Annotated in this window: 13 protein-coding genes; 4 read left to right on the top strand and 9 right to left on the bottom strand. The window is 73.3% G+C overall.

The genetic code is table 11. The features are described 5' to 3' along the window. The first annotated feature begins 429 nt into the window (after positions 1–429). Positions 430–1,773 (top strand): GH1 family beta-glucosidase, encoded by a 1,344-nt coding sequence (locus tag ACLQ3B_RS04130; protein WP_425777445.1) that lies wholly within the window; start codon positions 430–432, stop codon positions 1,771–1,773. 80 nt (positions 1,774–1,853) lie between these two features. Here ACLQ3B_RS04130 and ACLQ3B_RS04125 read toward each other — a convergent pair whose 3' ends face one another. The 3 genes from ACLQ3B_RS04125 to ACLQ3B_RS04115 all read right to left on the bottom strand — a co-directional run bounded on the left by ACLQ3B_RS04125 (position 1,854) and on the right by ACLQ3B_RS04115 (position 6,322). Beyond that, on the bottom strand, positions 1,854–2,276 hold the full coding sequence (locus ACLQ3B_RS04125) for a roadblock/LC7 domain-containing protein (RefSeq protein WP_088988684.1): 423 nt from the start codon (positions 2,274–2,276) through the stop codon (positions 1,854–1,856). Further along, positions 2,273–4,810 (bottom strand): sensor histidine kinase, encoded by a 2,538-nt coding sequence (locus ACLQ3B_RS04120; protein WP_425777442.1) that lies wholly within the window; start codon positions 4,808–4,810, stop codon positions 2,273–2,275. The genes ACLQ3B_RS04125 and ACLQ3B_RS04120 overlap by 4 nt, the downstream gene beginning before the upstream one ends. Positions 4,811–4,909: 99 nt before the next feature. Beyond that, positions 4,910–6,322 carry an FGGY family carbohydrate kinase gene (locus ACLQ3B_RS04115; RefSeq protein ID WP_425777440.1) on the bottom strand — a complete coding sequence of 471 codons (1,413 nt, stop codon included), beginning with the start codon at positions 6,320–6,322 and terminating at the stop codon, positions 4,910–4,912. A 204-nt stretch (positions 6,323–6,526) separates the two neighbouring features. Here ACLQ3B_RS04115 and ACLQ3B_RS04110 point away from each other — a divergent pair, with 204 nt between their 5' ends. After that, on the top strand, positions 6,527–8,449 hold the full coding sequence (locus tag ACLQ3B_RS04110; protein ID WP_425777438.1) for an anthranilate synthase family protein: 1,923 nt from the start codon (positions 6,527–6,529) through the stop codon (positions 8,447–8,449). A gap of 91 nt (positions 8,450–8,540) precedes the next feature. Here ACLQ3B_RS04110 and wrbA read toward each other — a convergent pair whose 3' ends face one another. The 5 genes from wrbA to ACLQ3B_RS04085 all read right to left on the bottom strand — a co-directional run bounded on the left by wrbA (position 8,541) and on the right by ACLQ3B_RS04085 (position 11,547). Beyond that, positions 8,541–9,158 (bottom strand): NAD(P)H:quinone oxidoreductase, encoded by a 618-nt coding sequence (gene wrbA, locus ACLQ3B_RS04105; RefSeq protein ID WP_425777436.1) that lies wholly within the window; start codon positions 9,156–9,158, stop codon positions 8,541–8,543. A gap of 300 nt (positions 9,159–9,458) precedes the next feature. Then, a complete protein-coding gene (locus ACLQ3B_RS04100; RefSeq protein ID WP_425777434.1) occupies positions 9,459–9,827 on the bottom strand; it encodes a DUF3037 domain-containing protein in 369 nt (122 codons plus the stop codon). Further along, positions 9,824–10,582, bottom strand: coding sequence for a HipA family kinase (locus ACLQ3B_RS04095; protein ID WP_425777433.1), 759 nt, complete (start codon positions 10,580–10,582; stop codon positions 9,824–9,826). Before ACLQ3B_RS04095 ends, ACLQ3B_RS04100 begins: the two co-directional genes overlap by 4 nt. A gap of 64 nt (positions 10,583–10,646) precedes the next feature. After that, positions 10,647–11,039 carry a hypothetical protein gene (locus tag ACLQ3B_RS04090; RefSeq protein WP_425777431.1) on the bottom strand — a complete coding sequence of 131 codons (393 nt, stop codon included), beginning with the start codon at positions 11,037–11,039 and terminating at the stop codon, positions 10,647–10,649. A 64-nt stretch (positions 11,040–11,103) separates the two neighbouring features. Further along, positions 11,104–11,547 (bottom strand): MerR family transcriptional regulator, encoded by a 444-nt coding sequence (locus tag ACLQ3B_RS04085; protein ID WP_425777429.1) that lies wholly within the window; start codon positions 11,545–11,547, stop codon positions 11,104–11,106. Between the two features lie 56 nt (positions 11,548–11,603). Here ACLQ3B_RS04085 and ACLQ3B_RS04080 point away from each other — a divergent pair, with 56 nt between their 5' ends. Together ACLQ3B_RS04080 and ACLQ3B_RS04075 are read left to right on the top strand one after the other, a co-directional pair. Beyond that, a complete protein-coding gene (locus ACLQ3B_RS04080; protein ID WP_425777427.1) occupies positions 11,604–12,527 on the top strand; it encodes an SDR family NAD(P)-dependent oxidoreductase in 924 nt (307 codons plus the stop codon). A 78-nt stretch (positions 12,528–12,605) separates the two neighbouring features. After that, positions 12,606–13,715: a winged helix DNA-binding domain-containing protein gene (locus ACLQ3B_RS04075; RefSeq protein ID WP_425777425.1), complete on the top strand. Its 1,110-nt coding sequence runs from the start codon at positions 12,606–12,608 to the stop codon at positions 13,713–13,715. A 10-nt stretch (positions 13,716–13,725) separates the two neighbouring features. On the opposite strand, the gene malQ is transcribed toward ACLQ3B_RS04075, so the two are convergent. Next, complete coding sequence (gene malQ, locus ACLQ3B_RS04070; RefSeq protein ID WP_425777423.1) at positions 13,726–15,747, bottom strand: 4-alpha-glucanotransferase; 2,022 nt, start codon at positions 15,745–15,747, stop codon at positions 13,726–13,728. Positions 15,748–15,813 lie beyond the last annotated feature (66 nt).

The raw sequence follows: 15,813 nt of genomic DNA, 5'->3' as shown, positions 1-15,813 counted from the left end.
CTGGGGTCGTCTCTGACGAGCCCAGGGACCCAACCGAAGGCCGACGACGGGCCAGCCCGGACGCCGTCGTCAGCCATCGTCCCGCCACAGGGAGGGAGGTGGAACCAGAGCCACTCGCGTGGCCCGGCTCCCGCGCGACACGCACGGCAGGACCCAAATCTCGCCCGTGTGTGTGCAGTTACGGTGGGGACGGGGGTTGCCCTCCCCCGTCCCCACACTAAACCCCCGTACACGATAGGAAAAGAGGCCGACGGGACAGGCGCGCCGCGCCGCCCGGACGGCCTCGTTCGCTGCTCGGGGCCACACCCGTCTCCCACCCGCCAGCGCCCGGCCGTTCTGACGGCCGGCTGACCGGCCGGCAGCGCCTGCCCTATCATGGGAGCGCTCCCGAATCTTTCGGCGGTGGCCCCGTATCCATGAGGAGAATCCATGTCGATACCTATTGGGCCCGCCGGCCCGCTGCGCTTTCCGGACAACTTCGGCTGGGGCGCGGCCACCTCCGCGTACCAGATCGAGGGCGCCGCCAAGGAGGACGGGCGCGGCGAATCGGTCTGGGACACCTTCAGCCGCGTCCCGGGGCGCACCCGCAACGGCGACACCGGCGACGTGGCCATCGACCACTACCACCGGTACGCCGAGGACCTCGACCTCATGCGCGACCTCGGGTTGCGCAGCTACCGCTTCTCCATCTCCTGGCCCCGGATCCAGCCCGACGGCACCGGCGCGCCCAACCAGCGCGGCCTCGACTTCTACCGCCGGCTCCTCGACGGTCTGCACGAGCGCGGAATCACCCCGATGGCCACCCTGTTCCACTGGGACCTTCCCCAGGCGCTACAGGACGCCGGCGGTTGGGAGTCGCGCGACACCGCCCACCGCTTCGCCGACTACGCCGACGTGGTCTTCCGCGCCCTCGGCGACCGGGTGCCGGCCTGGCTCACCATCAACGAGCCCAAGACCGTCGTGCAGAACGGCTACCTCACCGGCCACCACGCCCCCGGCCGGCAGGACCCGGACGCCGCCTACCTGGTCGCCCACCACCTGCAACTCGCGCACGGGTACGCCGTCGCCGCGCTGCGGGCCAGCGGCAGCGACAGCCGGATCGGCCCCGCACTCAACCTGCACCCCTGCTACCCCGCCGACGACTCCCCGCAGGCCGCCGCGGCCGCCCACCTCTACGACGCCTACGAGAACCGCCTCTACCTCGACTCCCTGTTCAAGGGCAGCTACCCCGAGGACCTGCTGGCCGACCTGGGCCCGCACAGCCGGATGGTCCAGGGCATCCGCGACGGCGACCTGAAGATCATCTCCGCGCCGGTCGACCTGCTGGCCGTGCAGTACTACACCCCGATCTACGTCACCGCCGACGGCGGCACCGCACACCGCTGGGCGACCTCCGAGGCCGAGTGGCAGCAGATCTACCCCGAGGGGATGTACGACCTGCTGACCCGGATCACCCGCGACTACGGCCCCATCCCGCTCACCATCACCGAGAACGGACTGCCCACTCCGGACACGCTGAGCGCAGACGACACCGTCCAGGACACCGGTCGGATCAGCTTCCTGCGCGACCACCTCACCGCCGCGCACCGGGCCATCGCCGACGGGGTGCCGCTGGAGAGCTTCCACGTCTGGTCACTGCTGGACAACTTCGAATGGGACCAGGGCTACGAACAGCGCTGGGGCCTGGTCTACGTGGACTACGCCACCCAGCGGCGGGTGCTCAAGAGCAGCGCCACCTGGTACCGCTCCGTCATCGCCGACGGCGGCTTCTGAACGCGCCGCCACCCGGACGGCCGGGCCCGGACGGCTCGGCTCGGGTGAGCCGGTGACCGTCCGGGCCTCGGCCAGCTCACTCAGCGGGGCAGCGCCTGCTGCAACTCCGCCCGCAGGGCCGGGGTGAGCATCTCCCCCGCCTGCTTGGCCAACCGGGCCATCTCGTAGCCCACCACGCCGATGTCCGCGTCACCGGCGGCCAGCGTGGCCAGAATCGAACCGTCGCGGATCTGCATCACCAGGAAATAGCCCCGGCCCATCTCGACCACCGTCTGCTTGACGACATCGCCGTCGAACATCGAGGCCGCGCCCGCCGTGATGCTCATCAACCCGGACGTCACCGCGGCGAGCTTGTCCGCGTTGTCCCGGGGCAGGTGATCGGAGATCGCCACCAGCAGCCCGTCAGAGGAGACCACCACCGCGTGCGCCACACCCGGCACCCGCTCCGCGAACGCGCTCACCAGCCAGCTCAGGTCACGCGCCTCCTGGCTCAACGTCGTCACTGTCGTCGTCCCCCTTCGTCGTGCCCCCCGGACGGTGGCACGGGTATCTCGGTGGTGTCCTCAGCTTCGGCGCGCCGTACTCCGCTGTAGAGCCGCGAGAGCATGCCGCCGACCGCCTCCGGGTCCGGGTCGGTGCGGGTCGGTGCCGACATCGGTTGTGCCGAACGGGTGACCGCGCTCAACTGCGCCATGGGCACCCGCACCGGCAGCCCCCGCTCGTTGGTGCCGGCGGTCACCGGGATGGCCGGCGGCGCCGCCGATGCGGGCACCGCCGGAGCGGTCGGTCCCTGCCGGGAATACCAGCCGCCGCCGTTACCGCGGGCAGCAGCGGGGGTCAACACGTCCTCGGCGCGCACCGGCACCGGGCGGCCCTGACGCGGCACGCCGACGCCCGGCGGGCGGCCGGCCACCGGCAGGTCCCGTACCGCGCCGCCCGGGGTCGGGGCAGCGGCCTGCCGGACGGCCCCGGACGGCGACGCCACCCCCCGCGCCGCGCTCGCCGCCAGCATCCGCGCCGACGGGGGCGCATCCAGCTCCACGTTGCCCGCCGGCGCCAGCAACACCGCGGGCAGGGCGAGACGGGCGACCAGGCCGTCCGCACCGCCGTCCAAGCGCACGCGTACGCCCAACCGGGCCGCCAGGTGGCTGACCACGAAGAGGCCCATCCGTTCCACCGCCGCGACGTCCGCTGCCGGAGGGCTGGCCAGCACCTCGTTCGCCTGGACCAGCGCGGCCGGGCTCATGCCCAGACCACGGTCGACGATCTCGATCAGCGCAGTCTCCGCCTCGACCCGGGCGGTCACCACCACGACGGTGTCCGGGCGGGAGAAGGCCGTGGCGTTCTCCAGCAGCTCGGCCAGCAGGTGCACCAGTTCGCCGACGGCGTGCCCGACCACGTGCACGTCGGCCACCGACTCGATCTGGACCCGCTGGTACTGCTCGATCTCGGCGGCGGCGGCCAGCAGCACGGCGCCGAGGCCGACCGGGCGGTTCCACCGGCGGGTGGAGTCGGTGCCGGCGAGCACCAGCAGGCTCTCGTCGTTACGGCGCATACGGGCGGCCAGGTGATCCAGCTTGAACAGGTTCTCCAGCTGGTCCGGGTCGCTCTCCTCGCGCTCCAGGTCGTCCAGCAACTCCAACTGGCGCTCCACCAGCACCTGGCTGCGCCGGGCCAGGTTGACGAACATCGCGTTGACGTTGCGCCGCATGAGCGCCTGCTCGACGGCGACAGTGACCGCGCTGCGGTGCACCGCCACGAACGCCTCGGCCAGCTCACCGATCTCGTCGAGCGAACGGACCACCGCCGGCGCGACCTCGATGCGGGGCACCCCGCCGGTGACGGTCTTCAGCCGGTCCAGGGCGTCCGGCAACTCGACCTGGGCGATCCGCAGCGCCTGGCTGCGCAACATCCGCATCGACCGGGCCACCGACCGCCCGATGAGCAACGAGATCAGCAGGGCGGCCAGCAGGACCGTGACGACCCCGCCGACGACCAGCAGGGTCGCCCGCAGCTGGTCGGCGCTTGCCTCCTCGGCCTGGCGTACGGCGTCGTCGAGCACGCCCGCCTCAAGCTGGCGCAGTGACTCCTGACGCTGCTGGCTGGCCGACCACCACTGCTCCGACGGCAGCACCTGCGGCGACGCGCCACCGGAGGACAGGCTGCGCTCCTCCAAACTCGTGGCGACCAGGAACATCGGCGACACCGAGGTCTCGTCGTAGCGGCGGATCTGCTCCGTGGTCGCGGCCACCCGGAACGCCCCGAGCGCGGTGAGTTGCTGCCCGCGCAGGTCGGCGAGGACCACCCGGTCATCGGTGCCGTACGCACCGGCGCGGGCGGCGGCGTAGAGCTGGGCCCGCACCCGGGAGGAGAGTTCCTTGACCCGCGCCAGCTGGACGTAGCGCAGCACCGCGTCGTTCAACGCCGGCTGGTTCTGACCCGGCGTCGGCTCGGCGAGCAGGTCGAGCAACGCCCCGACGGCCCGGTGGTAGTTGGACAGGATCGTCTCGCTGCTGAGCACCGCCGGCGGAATCGCCGCGCGAATGTCGACCACCTGGTCGTACGCCTCCAGCGCCTCGGAGAAGGCGACCCGCCAGGACGCGTCCGCGTCCGCCAGTGGCTCGGCGGCCCGGCTGAGGTCCACGATGGCCTTGTCCGTCGCCGCCTGCAACGGCTTCAGGTCGTTCGCGGCGGACTGCCGGTCACCACCCTTACGCAGCTCACCCAGCTCCCCCGCCGAGCGGTCGCGCTCCTGCTGGAGCTGGTGCACCGCCGCGGTGATCTGCCGGCCGATGCCGACCTGACTGGAGAAGTCGTTCAATGCCGTCGTCCGCCCCACAAGCGTGCTGGTCTGCACACCGGCGAGCAGCAGGAACGCCATCGACGGCACCACCAGCACGGTGGCGAGCTTCGTGCTCATCCGCCAGTCGCGCAGCCTGAACGGCGACCGCCGTCGATGCGGAACGACTCGGACGTCGAAGCGGCGTCGGCGATGGTTCGACACCGCGCCGTTCGCCGGGTCGGGACCTGCCGCCACCCTGTCTCCTCCGTCCTACCGCGTCCACCGCGGTCGGGGGAGCGCAGTCCATCCAACCAGGCTCGGTACCGCTGTCAACGGCCCGGGCGAGGCCGAGGTTCAGGAAGGATACTGCGGGTGGGAACGTCCTGCCGTGGTCGGTAAAACCAGCTCGTCCGTCCGGCCGATGTCGGCGAGCTCGATCGCGTCACCGAAGCGTCCCAGCGCCACCAACGCGGCACCGGTGGCGCCGATTTCCGGGTTGCGTTGATGCGACACCGGTCGCGGCGCGAGCGCGGTGGCGAAGGCCTGCCGCCACCACACCGAGGCGGCCACCGCGCCGCCGCCCAGCACCACGCCGACAGGCTTGTCGACTGTGGACTCCAGCACCCCGAGATCGTCGGCGACCAGCTCACACAGCCCCTGCATCAGCCCGGCCAGGATGTCGACCGCTGTGGTGCCGAAACTCAGACCGCGCAGCTCACCGCTGCCCGCCGGCGCCAGCCCGGGCGCCCGGTCGCCACCGAAGCGCGGGTCCGCCGGTCGGCCACCACCCGCCGGCACCAGCGCCAACGCCGCGTCCAGCTCGGCGCCCCGGGGCAACCGCAACTCCCGGTTCGCCCAGGCGAAGAGGTTGCCCCCGTTGGCGTACGCGGCCCCGGTCACCACGTGGTCGTGGTCGACCCGGTAACGCCACAGCCGTTCGGGGAGGCGGGGCATCGCCTCGCCGGCCGGGATCCGCTGCATCAGTCGTACGGCAGCGGAGGTGCCCACGGTGACGGCGGCCCGGCTCGGGTCGACGCAGCCCGAGCCGACGTTCGACGCCCCACCGTCGCCCACCGGCGGTGACCACCGCGCCTGCGCCAACTGCGGCCACCGACGAGCCAGGTCGACCCGGAGCCGGCCGTGCCAGTCCAGCTCGCCGAGGGGCGGCAGCTGATCCGGTCTCGCCTCGGCCAGCGTCAGCGCCTCCTCGTCCCACCGCAGGGTGCGCAGGTCCAGCAGACCCGTCCCGGAAGCCTGGGAGATCGACATGGGCGCCTCGTCGAGCAACTCACCCAGCACGTACTCGGGCAGACCGACGAACCGGGCGATCGGGGTGCCGGACTGCGCGCGCAACCAGGGCAGCCGCATCGACCAGTACGAACGGTGCCACCAGCAGCCGGTGCGCTGGTGGAAGCCGTCCGGGTCCGCCGGCCCGGCGGTGCCGCCGACCGGGGCGGGCCGGGTGTCCAGCCAGGTGACCACCGGGCCCATCGGGGCGCCGTCGCGGTCCAGCGGCAGCACCGAGTGCCACTGGGCGGAGACCGCCACCAGGCCGACGTCGTGCAGGTGCCCCGAGTCGGCCAGCTCGTCCAGGCACTCGACCAGGTTCGCCAGATAGTCCCGACCGGACAGCGTGCCGGTGCCGTCGTCGCCGATGGCGAGGTCGACCTTGCGGCGGGCCAGGGCGCCGGGCAGCGGCTGCGTGTCCGCGTCCAGCACCAGCCCGCGTACCGAGGAGGTGCCCAGGTCGAGCGCGAGAATGTTCATCGCCGGTCAAGTTACCCCGTGCCAGCCGGCCGACGGGCGCGTAGGGTGGATCACATGCTCGCGCGTCTGATCAGTTGGTGGCCCGCCGACCCGGCGGCCATCTCCCGCGCGTAGCTCCATCCACGCGGCCGCCATCGAGGCGGTCGCCGGATCTCCCGGCCGGAGGGCCGCCCCACGGCGGCGCCCAGCCCGACGGAGACCCCGATGACCCAGCTGACCGACCTGCTCGCCGCCGTCGCCCACGGCGTCGACCCCGGCCCCTTCGCGCTGCTGCGCCGCGACGGGGCGGACGAACTGGACCTGTTCACCGGCCCGGTCGACACCGTCGAGGCGCTCGCCGACCTGCCGCTGCCGCCCGGCGCTCCCGGGGCGCGGACGTTGGCCCTGGTGCCGTACCGGCAGATCACCGAGCGCGGCTTCGCCTGCGTCGACGACAGCGCCCCGCTGGAGTTCCTGCACATCCGCGAGCACCAGCGGATCGTGCTGGCCGACGCCCTGGCCGCGCTGCCCGACGAACCCGTCCGCACCAGCGACGCCGGCTTCGACGTCAGCGACGAGGAGTACGCGCGGACCGTGCAGCGGGTGCTGTCCGAGGAGATCGGCCGCGGCGAGGGCGCGAACTTCGTCATCCACCGCGCCCTGCACGCCACCGTGCAGGGCCCGCCGCTGGCAGCCGCGCTGGCCGCGCTGCGCCGGCTGCTGATCGCCGAGCGTGGCGCGTACTGGACGTTCGTGGTGCACACCGGCACCCGGACGCTTGTCGGCGCCAGCCCGGAGCGGCACGTCAGCGTCGACGACGGACTGGTGATGATGAACCCGATCAGCGGCACCTTCCGCTGCCCCGGTGGCGTCGCGGACCGGACGGCCCTGCTGCGCTTCCTCGCCGACCCGAAGGAGACCGAAGAGCTGTACATGGTGCTCGACGAGGAGCTGAAGATGATGGCCACCGTCGCCGAGCACGGTGGGCAGGTGATCGGGCCGCACCTGAAGGAGATGTCGCACCTGGCGCACACCGAGTACCTGCTCGCCGGGCGGGGCACCCGCGACGTGCGCGAGGTGCTGCGCGAGACGATGTTCGCCCCCACCGTGACGGGCAGCCCGATCGAGAACGCCTGCCGGGTGATCGCCCGGCACGAGCGGCGGGGCCGGGGCTACTACGCGGGCGTGCTGGCGCTGCTCGGCCACGACGAGGCCGGCCGGCAGACGCTCGACGCCCCGATCCTGATCCGGACCGCCGAGATCTCCCCCACCGGCCGCCTGCGGGTGCCGGTGGGCGCGACCCTGGTCCGGCACTCGACGGCGGCAGGCGAGGTGGCCGAGACGCACGCCAAGGCCGCCGGTGTGCTGGCCGCGCTCGGCCTCGGGCCGGCGGCGTCCGTCGGCGACCGCGGGCCGCTCGCGCGGCTGGCCGACGACCCGGCGGTACGCGACGCGCTGGCCGCGCGCAACGCACCGCTGGCGCGGTTCTGGCTGGACCAGCGGTCACCGGACGCGCCCGGACTGCCCGGGCTGGTCGGCCGCCGGGTGCTGATCGTGGACGCCGAGGACACCTTCACCGGGATGCTGGCCCACCAACTGGGCGCGTTGGGTCTCGCGGTGACCACCCGCCCGTGGCACGCGAGCGGCCCGGTCGACGACTACGACCTGGTGGTGGCCGGTCCCGGGCCGGGCGACCCGGGCAGCGTCGACGAGCCGAAGATGGTGGCGTTGCGCAAGCTGCTGACCGGCCTGCTGGCCAGCGGCCGGCCCACCCTCGCGGTCTGCCTCGGCCATCAGGTGCTGGCCGGGCTGCTGGGGCTGGCGCTGCACCGCCGGGAGGCGCCCTACCAGGGGATGCAGCGGGAGGTGCTGCTGTTCGGCCGGCCCCGCCGGGTCGGGTTCTACTCGTCGTTCACCGCCCGCGCCGGCGCCGACCGGGTGGCCTCCGCGTACGGGCCGGTGGAGCTGGCCCGGGACCCGGGTGACGGCGCCGTGCACGCCCTGCGGGGGCGCGGTTTCGCCGGGGTGCAGTTCCACCCGGAGTCGGTGCTCAGCCCGGACGGGCTCGCCGTGCTGAGCGAGCTGGTGAGCGAGCTGCTGCCCGCGACGCGCACCGACGAGTTGTCCGCGACGCGCCCAGGCGCATAGTCGCCCCGGCCCCGGGGTAGGGCTGGATGGACCGGTGGCGCGGACGGGCCGAGAGCCCCCGCCCGTGCCACCGGTCGCCCCCGTCCGTCGGTCAGCCGGCCAGGCCCGCCTTCAGCGCGGCGCCCAGCTGCACCGCGCGCCGGGCGGTGAGCGCGCAGGCCCCGAGCGCCACGGCGTCCGGGGCGATCTCCCCGTTGTTGCTGGTGTGCGAGGGGCCGTACGGGTTGCCGGCGATGAACTGGCTGCTGTCGGTGTAACCGGGGGTGACCACGACGCCGCCCCAGTGGTAGAAGACGTTGAAGAGCGAGGTCAGCGTGGTCTCCTGCCCCCCGTGCGAGGTCGCCGTCGAGGTGAACGCGGAGTAGACCTTGTTGGCCAGCGCGCCCTGGGCCCAGAGCGGGCCGGTGGTGTCGATGAACTGCTTCAGCTGCGCCGCGACCATGCCGTACCGGGTCGGCGCGCCGAGGATCACCACGTCGGCCCAGGCCAGGTCGTCGACCATCGCCTCGGGCACGTCCTGGGTCTCCAGGCGGTGCGCCTGCCAGCCGGAGTTGGAGCGGATCGCCTCGTCCGGCGCCAACTCGCGCACCTTGCGCAGCCGCACGTCGGCGCCGGCATCCCCGGCAGCCTCACACACGGCCTGCGCCATCTGGTACGTGATGCCGGTGGCGCTGTAGTAAATCACCGCTACCTTGGTCTGGGCAGCCATCAGCGTGTCCCCTTCTCGTCTCGGATCAGCTCCCGCGACTACCCGCTGCGGGCGTGCTCTAACGACAGCGCCGGGCGGCTCCCAGATTCCGGTCCATCGGCTCAAGTTTTCCGCAACTTCCCGGTCGTTCCGGCCCGCCGCCGCGCGCGGACGACGATCCTGATGCCATCGGTGCCGGCGGGATCGAGCCGCCGCCCCGCACCGGGCACCTGAACGGGGGATCGCGCTCCGCCGGCAACGGCGCTGGCGTAGCGCGATCAGGGGACGATCACCGCTCCCGTGCCCTGCCTCGGCCTCCGCTCAGCGGACCAGGGTCGCCATCAGCCGGTCCAGCTCGGCCGCCGGGTCGACGGTGAGACCGGTGTGCACCGGCCCCGTCTGGATCATCGTGCTGCGCGGCGCGGCCAACCAGTGGAACCGCTCACCGAGCCGCATCCGGGTCGCCGGCCCGGCACCGGAGCAGGTGCGGTCCCACGAGTCGAGCACCGCGGCCACCGCCGGCAGGTCGACGTCGGGCGCCAGCGCACGGACCCGGTCGGCGTCCAGGTGCGTCCGCGCGGCCAGGAAGTCGCGCTGCTGGCAGTAGAGCAACACCCCGACGTTGATCTGCTCGCCGCGCTCGATGCGGGGCACGAGCCGGATCAGCGCGTACTCGAAGGGTTGCCTCATGCCGCGCTCCCCGGTGGCAGCCAGTCGGCCGTGCGGGCGACGCGGCGGGTCAGGTGGTCCAGGTACGCGTCGCGCGCCGCGTCGGCCGTCTCGAAGTCGGCGGCGGTCAACCACTCCCCCGGCACCAGGGCCAACACCTCGGTGAGCAGCTCCGGGGTGACCTGGGGGGTCAGCTCGGCGTCGGCCTCGGCCAACCGCGACGCGTACGGCGCCAGCACGTGGTCCTCCGCGCGGTAGGCCCGGTGCACTGCGGCCTCGGCGCGCGGCCAGTTGTGGTGGAAGTACAGCGAGGCGCCGTGGTCGATCAGCCACAGCTCCCGGTGCCAGACGAGCAGGTTCGGGTTGCGCCAACTCCGGTCGACGTTCTCCACGTACGCGTCGAACCAGAGCACCCGGGAGGCCAGCGCCGCGTCGACGGGGTGCGCCACCGGGTCGAAGCCCAGCGCCCCGGGCAGGAAGTCCATCCCGAGGTTGGCGCCACCGCTGCCGCGCAGCAGCTCCTGCACCTCCTGGTCCGGCTCGGCCCGCCCGATGACCGGGTCGACGTCGAGGACCACCAGCGGCGGCACCCGCAACCCCAGCCGGCGGGCCAGCTCACCGCAGATCACCTCGGCGATCAGCGCCTTGGGCCCCTGCCCGGCGCCTCGGAACTTCGCCACGTAGGTGCCCAGGTCGTCGGCCTCCACCACGCCCGGCAGCGACCCACCCTCGCGCAGCGGGGTGACGTAGCGGATCGCGGTGACCTGGCGGAGCACGCCGCCCACCCTACTGTGGCCGGCCGGGACGGGTGGCGGGCCGGCCCAGACCGGTACGCGCAGGTCAGTCGAGCTTGTCGCGTAGCTTGTCGACCTGGGTCTGCAGGCGGTCCACCGCGTTCTCGTTGTTGACGAACGTGCTGATTCCCGCGGCCAGACCGAGACCGATCAGCACGGCCAGGATGCTGAGCACCAGGCCGCCGATCGACACGCCGCGACCGGTGACCCCGGGTCGGCGCGCCATCTTGAGGCCGACGATGCCCAGGATGATCCCGATGATGCCGAGCACCAGCCCCAGCCAGGCGAGGATCGCCGTCAACACACTGAACAGACCGGCCACTCCGAACACCAGGGCGAAGGTCGCGGCGGCGCTCGTCTTCGCGCGGGCGTCCCCCCGATGGCTGCGGGACCCGGCCGGTGCGCCGGCACCTCGGGCCGGTTCGCTTGCGGCAGTCATGACGCTCCCTTCCGCACGCGCGACGCGCGCACTTCCGGCCGCCGCATCCCCCGTGCGCGGCCCGTTATGCCCCGCCGATCCGGTGCGCTTCCGGCGCGGGCTGGCGTTGCTGGTGCCAGGGATCTCCGGAGGCGCCGGCGGCGAGGTGTCGTTCGTAGCTGGCCACCTTGCCGTTGATGAGGTCGAGGCAGTCTTGTAGCTGCGCGAACTGCTCGGTGATGTGGCGCTGGTGTGCGCGGAGCAGTTCGAGCCGTTCGGCCTCGTTGCCGCTGCCCGCCCGAACGAGTTGGGCCAGGCGGCGGATCGTCGTGAGCGGCATTCCGGAGGCCCGGAACGTGACGCAGTTCGCCAGCCACTCGACGTCCCAGGCGCTGTAGACGCGCCTGCCCGACCCGTCACGCCGCACCTCGCTGGCCAGCAGGCCCTCACGCTCGTAGAGCCGCAGGGTGTGCACACTCAAGCCGGTGCGCTGCGCCACCTGCCCGATGCTCAGGCCCCCGTCCGTCATGGTGTCGACGGTAACCCGTTGACCTAGACCTCGGTCTAGCACCTAGCGTCCGCGGCATGACCAGCGACACGACCCACACCACGTTCGGCGCCCACAGCACGACCGTGGACGTCCTCACCGGAATCGACCTCACCGGCAAGACCGCTGTCGTCACGGGCGGCTACTCCGGCCTCGGTCTCGCCACGACACTCGCGCTCACCCGGGCCGGGGCTCGGGTCGTCGTCCCAGCTCTCCGGCCGGACGTGGCGCGGCGGGCGCTCGCCGACGTGGCCGGAGTCGAGATCGAGGTCGACCAGTTCGATCTCGCCGACCTCGCCTCCGTCCGCGCGTTCACCGAACGGTTCCTCAGCAGCCATCCCGCCCTCGACATCCTGATCGCGAGTGCCGGCGTCATGGCCTGCCCGGAGACCCGGGTGGGACCCGGCTGGGAGGCGCAGTTCGCGACCAACCACCTCGGCCACTACGCGCTGGCGAACCTGCTGTGGCCCGCGCTCACCGCTGCCGGCGCGGCTCGTGTCGTCGCGGTCGCCTCCGGGCGCGACAGGTCGTGGCGAATCCGGTGGGACGACGTGCAGTTCGCGCACGGCTACGACAAGTGGGAGGCCTACACCCAGTCGAAACTCGCGAACATCCTGTTCGCCCGACACCTCGACCTGCTCGGCAGACCGCACGGCGTCCGGGCCTTCTCGGTCAACCCCGGCTGGATCCGCACCCCTCTGCAACGACACCTCGGCGTCGAGGAGATGGTCACCGCTGGCTGGATCGACGCGGACGGGAACTCCGCTCCGGGCCTGTTCAAGACCGTCGAGCAGGGCGCGGCCACCCAGGTCTGGGCCGCCACCTCACCGCACCTCGACGCGAACGGCGGCGACTACTGTGTGGACTGCCGCCGCACCGACGCCAGCCCCACCGACGGCAGCGCGGCGGCCCGCCTCTGGGCTCTGTCGGCGGACCTGACCGGCCTCGACCTCGTCAACTGAGCCCTCGCGTACCGGCCGGGGTGCCCCGGCGATGCGGACGGCTCCTAAACTGGGTCCTCTCCTCGGGAAGGGCTGCCGATGCCTGTCGACCTCAGCGCGGCCGACGCGTTGGCGCTGCGGATGACGAGCCTGCTGCTACGCCCACACCCGGGCATCCGAGCCGGCACCGTCGCCGAGGTGGTCGAGTGGTTCGGCGCGATGCAGGCACAGGACCTGGCCAGCGTGTTGTGGTCGCTGGGCGCCCGGCTGCCCGGTCACGGCGTCGCCGACGTGCAGGCGGCGTTGGAGCGGCGTGAGGCGCTGCGCACCTGGCCGATGCGGGGCACCGTGCACCTCGTTCCGTCCGCCGACGCCCGCTGGATGCTGGAGTTGACAGGCGTACGATCGCTGGCCGGCGCGGCGACCCGGCGGGCGCAGCTCGGGCTCACCGAGGCCGACGCGGACCGTGCGGTGGGCGTCCTCGGCGCCGCGTTGGCCGGCGGCGGTCGACTCACCCGCGCGCAGTGCCTGGCCACCCTGCGGGCGGCCGGCCTGGGCACCGACGGGCAGCGTGGTTACCACCTGCTGTGGTATGCGAGCGTCCGCGGCGTGACCTGCGTGGCGCCGAACGTGGGCGCCGACCAGACCTTCGCCCTGCTCGACGAGTGGGCGCCCGAACCCCACCGACTGGAACGGGACGAGGCGCTGGCCCTGCTCGCCCACCGCTACGTTCGCGGCCACGGCCCGGTCACCGACCGCGAGTTCGCCGGGTGGAGCGGCCTCACCCTCACCGACGCCCGGCGCGGCCTGGCCGCCGCCGGCGACGCGCTGAGCACCGTACGGGTCGACGGCACCCCGATGTACGTCGACGCGGCCCTGGCCGACGCGCCGCGCACCGCGCCGGACGACGTGCTGGCGCTGCCCGGCTTCGACGAGTACCTGCTCGGCTTCCGGGACCGCACGTTGATGCTCGACCCCGCCCACCAGGCGGCCGTGGTGCCGGGCAACAACGGCATCTTCCAGGCCACAGTGGTCCGCGCCGGTCGGGTGGTGGGCGTGTGGAAGCGCAAGATCGGCCGCGCCGCGGTCACCGTGACGATCCAGCAGCTCACGACGCTCGACGTCGCGGCGCGGGCCCGGGTGGAGCAGGCGCTCGGGCGCTACGCCGCCTTCCTCGGGCTGCCGGCCCGCTTCGACTGGCTGACCTGAGCCTGTCGCGTCACTCCTCGTCGGCGGGTCTCCGGTCGGCCGGTCGGGGGCGGGCGGCGCTGAGCAGGTCGACGACCCGGGTCACCCGGGGGTCCGCGCGGATCTGCGCCACACTGGCCGGCAGCGGCAGCCGCCAGTTCGGGTACTCGTCCACCGTGCCCGGCATGTTGGGTTGGCGCACCTCGCCCAGCACGTCGTAGAGGGAGACACCGAGCAGCCGGGTCGGGCTGGCCGCGAGCGCGGCGTGCATCGCCACCACCACCTCGCCGTCGTCGGGCGTCTCCGCCGGTTCCTCCGACTCGGACCCCGCCGCCGGCTCGGACCCCGCCGCCGGCTCGGACAGCAGGTTCTCGGCGCGCAACATCGTGAGCAGCCGTTCCCGATCGCCGGCGGCGCGGGCCCGCTCCACCGCCACGTCGGTGCCGAGCAGTTTCAACTCGTCGCGCACCCGCACGTGCTCACCGGTCAGGAAGCCCGGCGCGGTGGGCAGGTCGTGGGTGGAGATCGTGGCGAGGGCGTTACGCGGCCACCGGGCCGGCGCGACGAAGTCGCCGGCCTCGTCGCGCGCGAACCACAGCACTGTCGAGCCGAGCATGTTGCGCCCGCGCAACCCTCGGGTCACCGCCGGTTGGACCGTGCCGAGGTCCTCACCGACCACCACCGCGCCGGCCCGCTGCGCCTCCAACGCGAGGATGCCGAGCATCGCCTCGGCGTCGTAGCGCACGTAGGTACCCTCGGCCGCGCCGCCGCCCGGCGGCACCCACCACAGTCGCCACAGGCCGGCGACGTGGTCGACCCGCAGGCCACCCGCGTGCCGCAGGACGCGACGCAGCATGTCCCGGTAGGCGGCGTAGCCGGTGGCGGCGAGCCGGTCCGGGCGCCACGCGGCGAGCCCCCAGTCCTGGCCGAGCTGGTTGAAGTCGTCAGGTGGCGCGCCGACCCGCACGCCCTGGGCCAGCACGTCGGCGAGCTGCCACCCGTCCGCGCCGCCCGGGTCGATGCCGACGGCCAGGTCGTGCACGACGCCGACCGGCATTCCCGCCGAACGGGCCGCCGCCGTGACGGCGTCGAGCTGCTCGTCGCAGAGGTGTTGCAGCCAGGCGTAGAAGGTGACCCGGTCGGCGAGCTGCCGACGCTGCTCGGCGACCGCCGGGGCGTCGGGGTGGTGCAGCTCCGCCGGCCAGGCACGCCAGTCGTTGCCGTGCCGCTCGGCGAGCGCGCACCAGGTGGCGAAACTGGTGAGCGCCGGGTCCGCGGTGAGATCCACCGGCTGGGCGTACGGGTGTAGCAACTCCAGGGCGTGCCGCTTGGCGGCCCACACCTCGTCGTAGTCGATCAGGGGACCCCGGTCGGGACGCAACGCGTCGACCACCGCACGGGTCGCCGCGTCCGCCGCGCGGTACGCGGCGGTGTCGCTGACCCGCAGGTACAGCGGGTTGACGAAACGTCGGCTGGCGGGCGAATACGGCGAGGTGGCCACCGGATGCGCCGGCCCGACCGCGTGCAGCGGGTTGAGCAGCACCAGCCCCGCCCCGGTGGCACCGGCCCACCCGGTGAACTCGGCGAGATCACCGAGGTCGCCCATGCCCCAGGAACGCTCCGAGGTGAGCGCGTAGAGCTGGAGCATCCACCCCCAGGTCCGCGGCGGCACCGGCAGTCGGCGCGGCACCACCACCACCGTCACCTCCCGGTCGGCGCAGGCCAGGCGGTGCCAACCCAGCGGCAGGTCCGCCGGCAGCTCACCGTCGACCGCGCGGCGGCCACCGTCCTCCAGGGTCACCACACCCGGGCCGGGCAGCGCCCGGCTGCGGCCCTGGGTGAGCACGACCGTCTCCGGCAGTGCGCCCCGGTCGACGGCACGGGCGGCGGCGAGCGCGTCGGCGACCGCCGACGGGCTGGTGGCGTTTACCCCGAGCAGCCCCAGCACACCCACCACGGTCTCCGGCGCGACCTCGACGCGGCGGTGCCGCCAGTCCTCGTACCAGGTGGAAACACCGTGCGCGTTGGCCAGCGCGGCCAATCGTCGGTTCATCCCGTCCCCCGCTCCACGACGCGACCCCCACCCACCTTGCCACCCCCGGGCGAGCCGCGCAGGGCG

The organism is Micromonospora sp. DT53 (assembly GCF_049841535.1).
In the GTDB taxonomy this organism is placed as follows: domain Bacteria; phylum Actinomycetota; class Actinomycetes; order Mycobacteriales; family Micromonosporaceae; genus Micromonospora.
The sequence above is the reverse complement of the archived record's forward strand: the minus strand, read 5'-3'. Positions and strand labels throughout refer to the sequence as shown.